Genomic DNA, 14,701 nt, shown 5'->3' on the forward strand with positions numbered 1-14,701 from the left:
CATATTCCATCAGGGACAGAGGCGAAGGCTTCACCAAAAGTCCGGATGTATGGCTGCAATCCCAACCTTGTTCTTGGTGCAACAGAAAAGATCGCTTGGCAAACGGGGGCGTCCATGTATGACAGTCCGGCACCGTCAAAACAGGCAACTGTCAAATCAAGTCTGAACTTCTACATTAAGGTGACTACCCCTTCAATGAAGATTCACATCATCAGAATGATGTCTTCATTGCGAGCTTGACTGTACGTGACTCGCTTACGCCCAAGGTTCCTTTACCCGTCGCAGCCCAATAACGTTTATTCGCCAGATTCTCAATATTCAAACGCAACGTGGTTTCATTCCCCATCAGCTTAGTGCGATAACTTGCACCTGCATTGAGTAATGTCACGCCTGGAATATATGCCTGATTAAGGGCATTAACAGCCCGATTACCGGTGTAATAGACGCCTGTATTGATCGCCAGTCCTGTCACAGCAAGCAGTTTGTGCTCGATAAACAGACTGACTGCCTTTTGTGATGAGTTTTCCGGCCGCTTTCCAATCTGTCTGGCATCGGCAGCTTGGCGTTGCTTGGCATCCAGCAACATCGCTGTTGCATAGAGTGCCGTACGTGGCAAGACTTCTCCTGCCAACGAGGCTTCAACACCACGGTACCGCGCCAAACCATCCAGGGCATAGACATTCTGTGCGTTGGTATATGCCTGGGTGCGATCAATATTGAATACCGCAGCAGCAAACTGCCAGTTGGCAAAATCACCCTTAATGCCAACCTCGGCCTGCTTACTCAAAGCAGGTTTCAGAATCTCCCCAGCGTTGACCGCATTACCAGGCGCGGTCCCACCTTCCTCCAAGCCCTCGATATAACTGGTGTAGAGGCTGAGCTTGGGTTGTACCGACCAGATCAACCCAAGCGACGAGCTGACGTCATTGGTCGAATAGGTCGTGACTTTGCCTGTCGCACCTTCAACAGCCCGGTTCTCGTAGTCGCTATAACGTAACCCTGCCAACAGCTGCAAATCCCCAGGTAAACGCAAGCGATCAAGCAAATAGCCGCCCTTATCGGTAATTGTGGAAGGGTTGAATACCGTTGGGGCAGTGACATTGCGCCAAGCGATGGCGCGCGGGGTATAGAGGTTCTGCCCCATCGTCACACTGCTGCCAACAGGGCCGGCCTGAAACCGCTTGTTGGCGGTGTAACCCAGCGTCAGTTCATGGCTGATGGGGCCGGTATCAACCATCCCAGCCAACTCCAACCGAAGGTTGTCATTGCTGTAAGCTTGGCCGTACTGCAAGAAAGCCTGCATCTCACCTTCACCCGTTGCCAGATCGTACTTCTGGAATTGGCTGGACACTCTTTCCCGCTTCGTCTCGGCACGGCCAGCTTCCAGCGTCGCAGCCCATCGGTCATTAATCCGCAGGTCGCTGCGTAGTAGCACATGGTCTGCCCTGGCATCGGTATGTTGCCAATCGGGATTGGTATAGGCCAAATCGGGATTAGGCGGACTTGGCAGCGTTATCCGACCGTTGACTGCAGTAGGGACAACAATCGCCATTGGCTCCGGCACATCCTTTTTGATCTGTTCCAGATCGAGTTTGAACGACAACATATCGGTAGCACGCCAATCCAGCGCAGCCGAGGCGAAATAACGCTCACCCTCATAGCCCGGCGCACCTAAGGCAACCTCACCTGCCGAGAGATTGAAGCGGGCACCGAACTGCTGACGGTCACCAAAACGGCGAGCCAGATCGCCATGTATATTTCGGCTTCCCTTGTGATCAGCACGGACTTCCACAGAAGTGACCGGTGTGTTGCCAGCCCGGTTTGTCACCATGTTGACGATGCCGGAAGGAGACACAAAACCGTAGTAAAGCGCAGATACGCCCTTGAGTGCCTCGACACGTGCCTTGTTTTCCAGCGGCATTTCAATCAGGTTGACTACTGGCAATGCACCATTGAGGCGATAGTTGGCGCGATTCTCCGCCCCAATGCCGCGAATGGAGAGATTGTCATACACCCCACCACCAATCTGTGCTCGGCTGACACCAGCCGTGTTCTTTAACGCATCGAACAGGGTCGTGGATGCCTGGGCGTCCAGCAGTTCACGGGTGACCACTTGGACAGTCAGCGGAGTATCCAGACCTGTCTGGTCACGAAAGGCGCCCAGCTGTACTGCATTGGTGGTAAATGCCTTCTCGCGGCTACCGACAACGCTGATGGTAGGTAACTGATCTGTAGCAGCAGCAATGGCGTCGGAAAATGTTCCGCTTACACATAAGGCCAATAACAGCGGCTTGGATAAAAATCGGGGGGGATAAATCATGATGGAGCTCAACGAGGAAACACGCGCGAATGGCGCAAAAGAGGAACAGCGCGAGGAAGCCGGTTAGCTACCCGATGCTTACGCAACCAGATCAGGAAACCAGTTAACGTCAGTAATGTGAGCAACAACCCTGCTAGCAAAATCAGGATCCGCCCGAACCAGCCTAAGGCTTGACCGCTATGCAAGGGAAATTGGCATGCCATCAGGCGGTCGGCAGCGGTACCACGGTCGTAACTACGCGTAGCCAAAATGACACCACTGCTTGCATCGACCAATAGCTGTTCAAATCGGACTGCCGCAGCACTGCCCCCCACCGCCGTGTCTTCAAACGCGAGACGGTAAGCGCCTATTTCGGGTAGGTACTGTACATAGCGCAACCCATAGTGCGCCGCAGCCTGCGGCAATTGGGCCCGTCCAGCCACAATAGCCTGGTTATAAGTAAGAGATGGGGTAGGCACTGTCACTCGCTTACCGGCCTGTTCAATGACCGGTGGGGTAGGTACTGATAACAAGGAAATCGCAGGGATAAATACTTCTTTGCGCAGATTCAGGTACACCGCGCTAAACGCCAGTACGATCATCAAGGCCCAGCACCACAGACCACTGGCCCGGTGCAGATCCATCTCCAACCGCGCTCGACTCGCGCCACGCTTAAGCAACCATGCCGGCCGCCAGCGCGTCCAAAACGGTCGGTTGCGAGGCAAGGTGAGATAAAAACCTGTCACGCTGTGCAATAGCCAAAACAATGCTACTGAACCTGTAATCCACTTACCCCAGGGTGGGGCAATGAACAGTTGCTGGTGCAGACGAAACATAGTGGGCATCAGATGTACCCTGTCCAACCTGAACACGCCTTCGTTCCGGACTCCAAGCAGTCGTCCATCATAGGGCTCGAGAAATGCCTCCCTAACGATAGGCCTGCCTTCACGGTCTATTGATTTGACCCGAACCCGGACTGATTCTCCCGGCTTTGCATCGAGATAAATCAGGTCTGCCCGACTACCCGGAAGGTGTGCCACAACCGCTTTAGCCAATGCGTCAGTATCTAACCGTATCGGATTACGCTGCACTACCCGAAACCAGGTTGGATTGAGTGCGGCATCGAGCTCATGGTGGAAGACCAGCATTGCCCCGGTTATTCCCGCCACGCAAAGAAAACCCGCCAATAGCAAGCCAAGATAACGGTGCAACCAAGCCAAAGCAGGCCGAATTTCACCAGAAAGAAAACGCCGGAACATTCAGGGACAATAAACAGAAAGGAAGAATATCGAAGTGCTTGATGAACAAGAAAGAGCAGCTTAAGGGTTTGCCCACTGACTAGTTAGACAGTTAGCAAATCAGGTTGCTCCCTATCGTGCTGTACTTTCTTACCCAGTTGAAGACTAGATTGGAAAAGATCTGCAGCGAGATGCCACACATAAGGTGGCAGGTATTCATACCGATGCAGTGTCAAATTTTAAAAAGTCAGCTAGCCCTTGTTAATAACAAAAAAGCGCTTTGAACGCGATACAGAGTCGCCTTGGCACAGCGGAGCCTGGGTACACTTTCCTCGTTGACGGCAACGCATACAAGGCGGCATCGACACCGCGAGGCAAGCAACGCCTACAACCACCCCCACCACCAGAATCAACGCAATAAACACGGCTATTGTCCTGGCTCGGTTACAAAACCCAACTTATGAATACCCGCGCGCTGCGCTGCGGCCATGGCACGGGCCACATGTTCATACTCAACCTTACGATCTGCACGGATATGCAATTCCGGCTGGGGTTGTTGTGCAGCCAGCTCAGCCAAGCGGCCGGCATACGCTTCTGCGCCAAGTACCGTGTCGTTCCAATACAAGGTGCCATCTTGCGTGATAGCGAGGTTCACCGTTTGTGGTTTGATTTCATTTGCCGCATTTTTTGCCTTGGGCAAATCGAGCTTCACTGAATGCGTCATCACCGGCACAGTCAGAATGAATATGATTAAGAGCACCAGCATGACGTCCACCAATGGCGTCATGTTGATTTCACTCATCACTCCATTACCTGCCGGGTTGTCAAAACTACCTCCGCCAAGAGCCATGGCTCAGCTTCCTTGTCGGGTTGTCTTGACGGATGTGAGTACCGGTTTGCCACCAGCCTCTGCCCGTACAACGGGTGCCCCAGTAACAAAGTAGGCGTGTAAGTCGTGAGCAAAGCGATTGATTCGGCCCAGCAGGGCGTTGTTGCCGCGTGTGAGCGTGTTGTATCCCAATACGGCAGGGATAGCGACAACAAGACCAAAAGCTGTCATTACCAACGACTCGCCTACCGGGCCCGCCACTTGGTCGATACTCGCCTGCCCAGTAAACCCGATGCTGATCAGCGCATGGAAGATACCCCACACGGTACCGAGCAACCCCACAAAGGGAGCCGTTGCACCGACGGATGCCAATACAGAGAGTCCCGATTGCATGCGCTCGACCGATTCGTCTATCGCTCGCTTCAGGCAGCTTGTTACCCAATCGCTCAACGTGAGCTGACCGTGCAGATCCCCCTGGCTCTCGCGGTGATGCGCCACGGCATCCCGCCCCTCTTCAGCCAAGTGGCGAAATGGGTTCACCTCACGCGCCCCCTCTAGAAGCTGCAGCCCCTGGCTGAAAGATTGGGCATGCCAGAACTCGGTGGTCGCCATCTGTGCCATACGGCGTTGCCGTACCTGGCCCATTACTCGGGTCACAATGACATACCAGGAAGCAATCGACATCAGCAACAGCACGATCGCAACGCCACGGGTCACCGCATCACCCTGAGCCCACATGCCCATCAGACTAAAATGTCGTTCCATTGTGTTGTTTCTCCAAGATCCCCAAGGATGCCGAGCTTCAGGCTCCATCAAGGGTGAAATTCATAGGCTGCGTATACCAATAGGCGATTGAGGTATCCCCTTGCCTGGCAGGCACAAACTTCCAACGCTTTACTGTGACCAACGCCACCTCATCAAGACGACTAAAACCACTCGATTGCTTAAGTTGGATCTCACCTACCGATCCATCCGCCAACACATGAATCGACAGCAACACACGGCCCTGCTCACCCAATTTACGTGACAGCGCCGGATAGACCGGTGCAGGATTGTTCAAGTGCGATGCATCACTACGAGGAGGGACCACGGCCACCGGTAAAATCGGCATCACTGCTTTGACCATATCCATGTTGACCGGAAGAGATGGCTGTAACTCGGTAGGCTGCTCATTAAGTACTACGGCAGGCGCAGGTTGATCACCTTGAGCCGAATGCGCAGGAATCGACGGTAACTTGGCAGTTTGCTGACGAAACTTCGGGGAAACTGGCACAGACTCAGTAGACGGTATGATTTGGGGCAACGATTGCGGCGACAACACAGCCACACTGATCACTTCCTGCGTCATGCGTGGCAACGCTGCCTGGTCACTCCCCAGTATCAACGCCCCCAAGCAGACCATGTGAGCACCACAAACAATCAGCAATGGAATTGCCCCTCGAGGAGGCTTTAGGGGTAGTGGCATGGCGTATTGCCGAACACATCTTAATGAAAATATTCATGAGAATAATTCTCATTATAGTACTCGATGAATATACTCGCCAAGAAAAAACTACGCTGCGGCAATCCCCTCTAAGTGCTTACTTACTATCCGTCATAAGCGGCTTCAGCAAGGCCAGAGCAGCACAGAAACCGGGAATGTACTTAGGTACATGAGATTTCGAGCAGCACATAAACCCTGATCGCAGCTGCGCAGTAAGATCGTAAACAGGCTTAAAGCGTCTACTTGCACGATCGTGCAGGACTCATATACGGCTCGACACAGGTCGTTAACAAGTTCGAACCATTATCTACCAATAAAAACGGCTGGTATTACGCTCGCGGCTACCAGCCATTCAATCGTGAAGCAAACACTCACTCAGTTCACCAAGCGCTCTTTCAAGACACTCAACAAATACTGGCCGTAACCTGTCTTCTTCAGAGGCTGTGCAAGTTGCTCCAGCTGGGCAGCATCAACCCAACCCTGCCGATAAGCAATCTCCTCCGGACAGCAAACCTTGAGGCCCTGACGACTCTCGATAGTCTGGATAAAGTGGCTGGCCTCAAGCATCGACTCGTGCGTACCGGTATCGAGCCAAGCATAACCACGCCCCATCGTCTGCACTGCCAGCTCTCCTCGCGCAAGGTACACCGCATTCACATCGGTAATTTCCAGCTCGCCACGAGCGGATGGTTTGATGCCTTTCGCAATTTCCACCACACGATTGTCGTAAAAATAAAGACCCGTCACAGCATAGTTCGACTTCGGTTGAGCCGGCTTCTCTTCGATGCTGACAGCACGGCCGTCGGTATCAAAGGTAACCACGCCGTAGCGCTCAGGATCGTGGACTCGATAGGCAAATACACTCGCCCCACTCGTTTTAGCTGCCGCGGAATGAAGCAAATGAGCAAAGTCGTGCCCGTAGAAAATGTTATCGCCCAACACCAAGGCCACATCGTCCTTACCGATGAACTGCTCACCGATGATGAACGCTTGGGCCAACCCATCCGGACTGGGCTGAACCGCATACTGCAGATTCAAGCCCCATTGTTTGCCATCACCCAGCAACTGTTCAAAACGTGGCGTATCTTGCGGTGTCGATATGATCAAGATGTCACGAATCCCCGCTAGCATCAAAGTACTGAGCGGGTAGTAAATCATCGGCTTGTCGTAAATAGGTAGAAGCTGCTTGCTCACCGAGATAGTGGCTGGATAAAGCCTTGTCCCTGAGCCACCCGCCAGAATAATACCTTTACGCGTGCTCATGTCTTGGCTCCATACTGCGTTGCCACCCATTCACGATATGCGCCGCTGGTTACATTCTCGACCCAATCCTGATTGGCCAAATACCAAGCTACCGTCTTACGGATACCGCTATCGAATGTTTCAGCAGGCCTCCATCCAAGGTCAACTTCCAACTTCCGAGCATCAATCGCGTAACGGCGATCATGGCCGGGGCGATCCTGTACAAACGTGATTTGATCTGCATACGACTGGCCATCGGCACGTGGCTGAAGTTCATCAAGCAAGGCACAGATCGTTTTCACCACGTCCAGATTCGCCTTTTCGTTCCAACCACCCACGTTATACGTTTCACCAAGCTGGCCAGCTTCCAGCACTCTACGGATTGCACTGCAATGATCTTTCACATAGAGCCAATCCCGAATCTGCTGGCCATCACCATAAATTGGCAACGGCTTCCCCTTCAACGCATTAAGCAACACCAGGGGAATGAGTTTTTCGGGAAAGTGATAAGGACCATAGTTATTGCTGCAGTTGGTCGTCAGCACCGGCAAACCATACGTATGGTGCCAAGCACGCACCAGATGGTCACTGGCCGCCTTACTCGCCGAATACGGACTATTCGGCTCATAACGATTAGTCTCTGCGAATGGCGGATCAGACTCAGACAGCGTACCGTAGACTTCATCCGTAGATACATGCAAGAAACGGAATGAGCGCTTAGCATCATCCTTCAGCTCAGACCAATACGCCCTAGCTGCCTCTAACAGATTGAACGTACCAACAACATTAGTCTGTACAAAATCACCCGGCCCATGGATTGAACGGTCCACATGTGATTCAGCCGCAAAGTTGATAATCGCCCGCGGCTGATATTTCGCCAACAACTCGCCCAACAAAGCACGGTCGCCAATGTCACCTTGCACAAAGATATGCCGGGCATCACCTTGCAAGCTTCTTAAGCTATCCAAATTACCGGCATATGTCAGCTTATCCAGATTCACGACGGGCTCATCCGCGCTCGCAAGCCAGTCCAAAACAAAATTACCGCCAATAAATCCGGCACCGCCGGTCACCAATAGGGTCATCTATCAAACCTTTGTCCAAATACATCAAATCCAGATAACTCAAGGATACCTAGCTCAAACATTTATGCCCAGCTCACCAATGAAATGTACAACCTCGATCCTTCTATTCAGTTCACGCAAATCCGCCCCTTGCAAGGAGAGAAGCCACCCAACCGAATGCCATTAATTGCAAAGAAACCGGCATCAACCAGGGCTAGAATACTGATATGTCAGCCCATCTCCCCACATACCGTCCTGCACGTTGGCTGTTCGGCCCACACAGTGATACTGTATATCCAGCATTGGCGCTGAAACGTCCTCCGCCTGCTTACCGGCGTGAGATATGGAACGCGCCGGATGGCGACGAAATTGCAATCGACTGGCTGGCTGCGCCCGCTAACGATAACGCTCCATTACTGATCCACTTTCATGGCCTAGAAGGTAGCTCAGCCAGCCACTACGCCAGCGCCCTGATGCATACCGCCGCAGAACGCAAGTGGCAGGCTGCGGTAGCCCACTTTCGAGGATGTGGCGGCCATCCAAACCGCAAACCTCGTGCCTACCATGCCGGTGACTCAGGGGAAATTGATTGGATACTCAAACGCTTCCGGGAAAGTCATAACGGCCCGATATTTGCAGCGGGCGTGTCATTAGGTGGGAATGCACTGGCGAAATGGCTGGGAGAACAAGGCCAGGCTGCGGATGACATTTTGCAACGCGCAGCCGTTATTTCTGCACCACTGGACTTAATTGCAGCGAGCAAAGTGCTGGATAGTGGCTTAAACAAGGCTATCTACACACGTGAGTTTATGCGCTCCTTGCGGCGGAAGACATTGGCGAAACTCTCTACCTTTGAGGCTGAACTCGCCTTTCTTAATGTTTCACCTGCTGAAATTGCCGCAGCAACCACCTTCAAACAGTTCGACACTAAGGTCACAGCTCCTTTGCATGGCTTCAAAGGCGTAGATGACTACTGGACACAAGCCAGTGCAAAACCTCAGTTGAAGCAGATCAGAATTCCAACCCTTGTCATCAATGCGCGCAACGACCCATTTCTACCCGCTAGCGCTTTACCCAATGCTGCAGATGTAAGCTCCACTGTTACGCTGCTTCAACCCGAAAGAGGAGGTCATGTCGGCTTTGTAGAAGGACCATTTCCCGGGCGGATAGACTGGCTACCTCGATGCTTGCTGGCTTACTTTGCCAGCAATGCTCACTCGACAGACACATCGTCCCTCCTCCCTCAGTCAATCCAAGACTGAAACTGCATCACCAAGATGCAATACTCCTTTACCACGCGCCACTAGGTTTATCCCAAACACCGTACCAGCTTCGGTACGCCGGTAAGTGTTCAGCATTTCGAGCGGCTGCCGTTCTGCATGCAAGGTCGCACTGTCCGGATCTACTGTCGTAAAGATGCAGCGTGTACAAGGCTTTACGTTCTCAAAAATCACCTCACCAATGCAAATGCGCCGCCAATCATCCTCCATATAGGCAGACTCTGTTTGTACAACCAAATTCGGACGGAAATGGCGCATGGACACCGGCTGATTTAATCGAGCATTCAAATCAGTCAATGAAGCACTACCGATCAAAAGTAAAGGGTAGCCATCCGCAAAGCCTACTGGCACGGTAGGATCAGCCGTAGTACGGCGGCTCGTATCCGACCCCACGTACACCAAACGGCAAGCAAAACCTAGAAAATCTGAGAACCAGAAATCAGCATCCCAACTTCCTGTTCTGGCATCAAAAGCACTTCGCCAAACCACAACAGGGATAGTCTCAACCATTTCCACATGATCTACACGCAGGGCCTCGATGCATGGAGCACGAAAAATTGCACCATTACTATCTGCAGCCACCTCAATCAAAACAAGCTTTGGGTACTGCCGCCCGGTAATGAACTTTCCATCAGCATCCACCAACATCCAGCGTCGATCATGCTCCAGGCCCATCTCTTCAAGCACCGCACTGCTAGGCATATTGCCTCGGCATGACTTAAGAGGATGAACATAGATCTCAGCAAGTTGCATAGATACCCCACATGTATGCGACGGAACGGAAAGCCTATAATTATTAAATAGTTAATCCCATTAGGCCAGCGTCCCGCTCCGGGTCTATCCGAAACCTTAAGCAACGCCACTCTCATACACGCACCAGCTGAAATTCAAAACACTCATTTAAAATCAAACAGTTACCATATATATCCAGAATTTGTACATTTAGAATCAAAGACTTAGTAGGGACTACACAACAAGTCACAAGGGAGATTTCTAGTTGCCATCCACTGAATCGACAAGTACCATCAGAGCGGGATAGTTGTACAAGCCCTCCAAATTGAAACTGAAAGTGAGGAAACCAATGAAGTTAAAAATGATTCTGGCCGCTGTTGCTGCCCTGTCGATGTTCTCTGCTCAAGCTGCTGAAGAAGCTGCTTCAGCATCTGCTGGTGGCTCAGCTGCTGGCGCTGGTGCTGGCGCAGCCAGTGCAGCAACTGCAACCACTGCAGCCGTTGCTGCTGGGGTTGCCGCTGCAGCTGCAATCGCAGTGACATCCTCATCAGATGACACACCTGCTGTACATCACACCAGCACGCATCACTAAGCTCTGCTGTTGTTGTAAGTAAACGAAATAGCCACCCAAATGTGTGGCTATTTCTATTTTTATCTATTCAAAAATATTTTCCTTGTTACGTCCAATCCCGTGTCCATTAATCGCAAACCTAAGTTATTCCTTACTTTTCTGCTCACCAGTTCATTTACCTACGCTGGCAGCAACCTAAATGCACAAAATGGACTAATTCAAATGCCAGATGGACGTATATCAGAGGACGGTAGCTGGCGCACTGGCGTTAATGTACAAAGTCCCTATAGTGCATTCTGGAGTAGTGTTGCCCTTGTACCCTGGCTAGAAGCCAGTGGGCGATTTACCCGCATTCAAGGTATTGAAGGATTCGCTGGTAATAAAGATTATGGCGACTATGGTGATAAAGCATTCTCCGCTAAAGTACTTTTGAATTCTGAAAGCCAATATTTACCAGCTATTGCATTTGGCATCGAAGACTTCGAAGGTACAGGTATATTTAATTCTAGATACTTGGCAGCAAGCAAACAAATTGGACCATTAGATCTCACCGCAGGTTATGGAAAAAAACGTATTGATGGTCCTTTTGCAGGGGTACGATTTCGCCCCACACCAGACAGCAACTTTGCACTAGTTGCTGAGTACGATGCTAATAACTATAAGAGTGATCTCGAAGCCATAAAGACAGGTGTAGCCAAACGCAATAAAGGTGCAAATATTGGCTTAGAATATAAGTGGGGATGGCTAAACGCTCAGCTTAGTCGCCTACAAGATGGCACACCAGCAGTAAATGCCTATTTATCTATTCCATTAAACAAAAAAGAGTTTATTCCCAAGATTGACGAGCCTCCAGCTTTAACAGAATTACCAGTACGACCCACAGAGACTCAATGGAAAAATGACCCAAAATATCGCCGAAATCTACAGCGTGCATTAACAAAACAAAACTTCCGTGATATCAGAATAGTATTGCAGGGCAATCAACTACTTATAGATGCCAATAATACCCGCATAAGCAAACCAAGCCGAGCTGCGGGTCGAGCAGCACATTTAGCAACAGCTTACGCACCATTCAATGTGCGAGAGCTTAAAATTACTTTACGCCAAGCTGGTACACCCATGCTCACCTATGAGTTCATGGATGTAAATGCCTTGACGAATTATTTCAATGGCACACTATCTCGTGAATCATTAGCTAAAACTATTTCGATTAACTATGCATCCCCAACTGATTCAGTTGATGCCAGCCTAGATAGTCATTTGGCCGAGTTGGATCAGGAAAAGTCTGTTGCCAGTATTACCCAAGGAGAGTCGGCGGGTGAACTCGCACAACTTAACTTGGATACCGGTACATTAAGCCGTTTTCGAGTAACCCCAAAGATCAGTACATTTTTCAACGATCCAAGCGGTGTACTTAAATATGATTTACATTTACTCGGATCTGTATCTGCACGACTTGCTGAGCAAACTACGCTGGATATGGGTGTCACTGCATCGTTATTAGAAACCGTCTCGGATGTAAAGCAAAAGTCAAACAGTGATCTGCCCCATGTTCGTTCAGATGTAGCAGAGTATAAGCAGGGTAGCCGCTTCAAACTCAACAGAGCGACACTTAATCAGTATTTCCACCTGAACTCCGGCCTACATGCACGTGCAAGTGCAGGTATTTATGAGGAAATGTTTGGCGGGGCTGGCGGACAGATACTGTATATGCCTAAATCTGCGCCATTCTCGCTAGACTTAGCCGTAGATAGATTAAAACAACGTGACTACAAAGGTGGATTCAAGTTTAGAGACTATGAAACCACCTCAGCTATTGCCTCGCTTAATTACCGCATGCCTACCCAGGGCCTAACTGCCACGATCAGAGCCGGAAGATTTCTAGCAAAAGATGAAGGCGCACGATTCGAATTAACACGACGCTTCCAGTCTGGTGTGGAAATGGGCGCATGGTATACGGTAACCAATGGCCATGATATTCAGTCACCAGGTAGCCCAGACAGTCCATATAGGGATAAAGGCATATTCTTGTCTCTCCCACTCAACATCATGTTGACAAAAGATACTACAGCAACAGGTTCTTACAGCCTAAGCCCCTGGACGCGTGATGTCGGGCAAATGGTGGCTTCGCCTGGGGACTTATATGCACGTGCGAGCCGGTATATTCAAAACCGCGAACATGATGATGGACTCACGGACTTTGGCGATCTAGACGATGGCTATGCGCGGCCCAAGCCAAATTCGCTCTTCTTTCAACAACCTATTAAAGATTCATTCCGATTACTAGGTCGTGGTACACGTGATGTCTTCAGTGCTGAAGGCATAAATAAGACAGCCATTGGATTAGGTCTAGTGCTGATAGCCAGTTCTGCGGACAAATCAATCGACCGTAAAGCACATAGCGCTCCAAGTAAGCGCACACAGAAAATCATCGATCTAGGAAATGCTTTACCCTGGGCGGGGCTCGCATTGTCTGGTGCATTATCGACCTATGAAGGCGATGACCGGCTCTCTAGCACTGCTTACGCAGCCATGCAGGCTGGTATCTTGTCAGGACTTACAGCTGAAACTGGAAAGTGGGCGATTGGCAGAGCACGCCCGCAAGCAAATCAAGGCAATAGTAATTTCAACGGTGCCTCTACACGTCAATCAGAACATAGTTTTCCATCCAGCCATGCAGCAGTTGCTACAGCCGTCGTTACACCCTTTGCAATCGAATACGATATGCCTTTGCTATATGCGATACCAGCCCTAACACAGTATGGGCGAATTCGCAGCCGTGAACACTGGTTGTCCGATGTCGTAGCAGGGTCACTGCTTGGTGCAGCTATCGGCAAATATACGTGGGAATGGAATCGTAATCGCAGCAAAAACCAGCCTTCAGTCACAACTAATGGCCAATCCTTACAGCTAACCTGGCCTATACCATGACACACTTTTCTGATTTCAAATCTGGCGCCCTCATTTCTTTACTTATCGTAAGTATGAATACGTGGGCATCTACATGCAAAGTAATCGACCCAGAACTTCAGGCTACTTATAACGGACCATGTAATAGCAAAGGTCTTGCTCATGGCACAGGCAACGCCAGTGGCACAGCTTTATACGACGGCGAGTTCCGCAACGGAAAGAAGCATGGATACGGTATTAAGCAATGGCCAAAAACCGGTGATATCTATACCGGGGAATTCTACGATGGCTACCGGCATGGCCAAGGCACTTATACCTGGGGAAAATTCAGTCCTTATGCGAGCCAGCAATACACTGGGAGCTATGCAAACGACTACAGAGAAGGCTTCGGAACCTATCTATGGCCAAATGGGGATAGATTTACAGGCAACTGGAGGCGAGATGTGCGCTATGGTATGACTTATATGGAGATACGTAAACAAATAGCACGTCAATTGCATAGCGAGGCTATAAAACACCCTGGACAAACAGTTTGTCGTAATGCTCAGTATGGCATTTCCAAAACTGCCTTCCTTACAGGTAAGGTAACTAATGTACAAGATTCATTAGTAAATGTCGAGTTAACTGAAGAAGCTGCGGCATTTGGACTGTATCTTACAAAAACTATCAATATCGAAAAAGAAATTGAACTTTGGTCTCTCTGCGACAAGTGAACAATTCTATTAGCTAGAAAAGTTCAAACTTTATCTGACTGCTCTATCTCGCCGAAGGGTGGGGTTACCCGTTTCGATAAAGGTGCGAATCTTTATCGAAACAGCTCGCAAGTACCAAGGAGTAACCTAACTGCTAGCACGTTATGAAGCGCAAGATCAGCCTGCTGAATCTCGCTTCTGGACAGCTTGGCAATGTGTCCAAAACCGGCAATGCCGGGGGGTGTCAGGATTTCCGTGTTCAAGGCGGGTTTGAGATTCACACGGATGATCGAATAAACCGATCCGCGTAAAGAATAGCGAATTGGTTCATGGCCGTCTTCCAATCCTTGGCGGCATAGCC

14 protein-coding genes are annotated in these 14,701 nt (G+C 50.4%); 5 read left to right on the forward strand and 9 right to left on the reverse strand.

Annotated features, from left to right (window positions below):
• Positions 1–240 (forward strand): hypothetical protein (locus ACUHMQ_RS18425; protein WP_445296922.1); only part of this gene is annotated, 240 nt, incomplete at its 5' end.
• Here ACUHMQ_RS18425 and ACUHMQ_RS18430 read toward each other — a convergent pair.
• From ACUHMQ_RS18430 to rfbB, 7 genes are all read right to left on the reverse strand, one after another.
• Entirely contained in the window at positions 212–2,320 is a 2,109-nt protein-coding gene (locus tag ACUHMQ_RS18430) for a TonB-dependent siderophore receptor (RefSeq protein WP_445296923.1), read from the reverse strand. The genes ACUHMQ_RS18425 and ACUHMQ_RS18430 overlap by 29 nt on opposite strands.
• A gap of 8 nt (positions 2,321–2,328) precedes the next feature.
• Entirely contained in the window at positions 2,329–3,519 is a 1,191-nt protein-coding gene (locus ACUHMQ_RS18435) for a PepSY-associated TM helix domain-containing protein (protein WP_445296924.1), read from the reverse strand.
• 445 nt (positions 3,520–3,964) lie between these two features.
• Entirely contained in the window at positions 3,965–4,387 is a 423-nt protein-coding gene (locus tag ACUHMQ_RS18440; RefSeq protein WP_445296925.1) for an ExbD/TolR family protein, read from the reverse strand.
• Between the two features lie 3 nt (positions 4,388–4,390).
• Positions 4,391–5,131, reverse strand: a complete 741-nt coding sequence (locus tag ACUHMQ_RS18445) for a MotA/TolQ/ExbB proton channel family protein (RefSeq protein ID WP_445296926.1) — start codon at positions 5,129–5,131, stop codon at positions 4,391–4,393.
• A gap of 37 nt (positions 5,132–5,168) precedes the next feature.
• Positions 5,169–5,831 (reverse strand): energy transducer TonB, encoded by a 663-nt coding sequence (locus tag ACUHMQ_RS18450; RefSeq protein WP_445296927.1) that lies wholly within the window; start codon positions 5,829–5,831, stop codon positions 5,169–5,171.
• Between the two features lie 393 nt (positions 5,832–6,224).
• Positions 6,225–7,112, reverse strand: coding sequence for a glucose-1-phosphate thymidylyltransferase RfbA (gene rfbA / locus ACUHMQ_RS18455; protein WP_445296928.1), 888 nt, complete (start codon positions 7,110–7,112; stop codon positions 6,225–6,227).
• Positions 7,109–8,176: a dTDP-glucose 4,6-dehydratase gene (gene rfbB, locus ACUHMQ_RS18460; RefSeq protein ID WP_445296929.1), complete on the reverse strand. Its 1,068-nt coding sequence runs from the start codon at positions 8,174–8,176 to the stop codon at positions 7,109–7,111. Before rfbB ends, rfbA begins: the two co-directional genes overlap by 4 nt.
• Before the next feature lie 206 nt (positions 8,177–8,382).
• On the opposite strand from rfbB, the gene ACUHMQ_RS18465 reads away from it, so the two are divergent.
• Entirely contained in the window at positions 8,383–9,417 is a 1,035-nt protein-coding gene (locus tag ACUHMQ_RS18465) for a YheT family hydrolase (RefSeq protein WP_445296930.1), read from the forward strand.
• Here ACUHMQ_RS18465 and ACUHMQ_RS18470 read toward each other — a convergent pair.
• Positions 9,403–10,188: an MOSC domain-containing protein gene (locus tag ACUHMQ_RS18470; protein ID WP_445296931.1), complete on the reverse strand. Its 786-nt coding sequence runs from the start codon at positions 10,186–10,188 to the stop codon at positions 9,403–9,405. The two genes, ACUHMQ_RS18465 and ACUHMQ_RS18470, sit on opposite strands and share 15 nt — an antisense overlap.
• A gap of 328 nt (positions 10,189–10,516) precedes the next feature.
• Here ACUHMQ_RS18470 and ACUHMQ_RS18475 point away from each other — a divergent pair, with 328 nt between their 5' ends.
• From ACUHMQ_RS18475 to ACUHMQ_RS18485, 3 genes are read left to right on the forward strand one after another with little or no spacing between them, the layout of a single operon-like run.
• Positions 10,517–10,759, forward strand: a complete 243-nt coding sequence (locus ACUHMQ_RS18475; protein WP_445296932.1) for a hypothetical protein — start codon at positions 10,517–10,519, stop codon at positions 10,757–10,759.
• A 39-nt stretch (positions 10,760–10,798) separates the two neighbouring features.
• A complete protein-coding gene (locus ACUHMQ_RS18480; RefSeq protein WP_445296933.1) occupies positions 10,799–13,669 on the forward strand; it encodes a YjbH domain-containing protein in 2,871 nt (956 codons plus the stop codon).
• Positions 13,666–14,361 (forward strand): MORN repeat-containing protein, encoded by a 696-nt coding sequence (locus tag ACUHMQ_RS18485; RefSeq protein WP_445296934.1) that lies wholly within the window; start codon positions 13,666–13,668, stop codon positions 14,359–14,361. Before ACUHMQ_RS18480 ends, ACUHMQ_RS18485 begins: the two co-directional genes overlap by 4 nt.
• A gap of 92 nt (positions 14,362–14,453) precedes the next feature.
• Here ACUHMQ_RS18485 and ACUHMQ_RS18490 read toward each other — a convergent pair.
• On the reverse strand, positions 14,454–14,701 hold a 248-nt coding region (locus tag ACUHMQ_RS18490), incomplete at its 5' end, for a hypothetical protein (protein ID WP_445296935.1).

Source organism: Chitinimonas violaceus (genome assembly GCF_052601015.1).

Excerpts from the sequence above, each read along its gene's own strand:
- ACUHMQ_RS18440 (WP_445296925.1), bottom strand. The coding sequence starts at position 4,387 with ATGGCTCTTGGCGGAGGTAGTTTTGACAACCCGGCAGGTAATGGAGTG.
- rfbB (WP_445296929.1), bottom strand. The coding sequence starts at position 8,176 with ATGACCCTATTGGTGACCGGCGGTGCCGGATTTATTGGCGGTAATTTT.
- ACUHMQ_RS18445 (WP_445296926.1), bottom strand. The coding sequence starts at position 5,131 with ATGGAACGACATTTTAGTCTGATGGGCATGTGGGCTCAGGGTGATGCG.
- ACUHMQ_RS18450 (WP_445296927.1), bottom strand. The coding sequence starts at position 5,831 with ATGCCACTACCCCTAAAGCCTCCTCGAGGGGCAATTCCATTGCTGATT.
- rfbA (WP_445296928.1), bottom strand. The coding sequence starts at position 7,112 with ATGAGCACGCGTAAAGGTATTATTCTGGCGGGTGGCTCAGGGACAAGG.
- ACUHMQ_RS18470 (WP_445296931.1), bottom strand. The coding sequence starts at position 10,188 with ATGCAACTTGCTGAGATCTATGTTCATCCTCTTAAGTCATGCCGAGGC.
- ACUHMQ_RS18465 (WP_445296930.1), top strand. The coding sequence starts at position 8,383 with ATGTCAGCCCATCTCCCCACATACCGTCCTGCACGTTGGCTGTTCGGC.
- ACUHMQ_RS18475 (WP_445296932.1), top strand. The coding sequence starts at position 10,517 with ATGAAGTTAAAAATGATTCTGGCCGCTGTTGCTGCCCTGTCGATGTTC.
- ACUHMQ_RS18480 (WP_445296933.1), top strand. The coding sequence starts at position 10,799 with ATGTGTGGCTATTTCTATTTTTATCTATTCAAAAATATTTTCCTTGTT.
- ACUHMQ_RS18485 (WP_445296934.1), top strand. The coding sequence starts at position 13,666 with ATGACACACTTTTCTGATTTCAAATCTGGCGCCCTCATTTCTTTACTT.
- ACUHMQ_RS18430 (WP_445296923.1), bottom strand. The coding sequence starts at position 2,320 with ATGATTTATCCCCCCCGATTTTTATCCAAGCCGCTGTTATTGGCCTTA.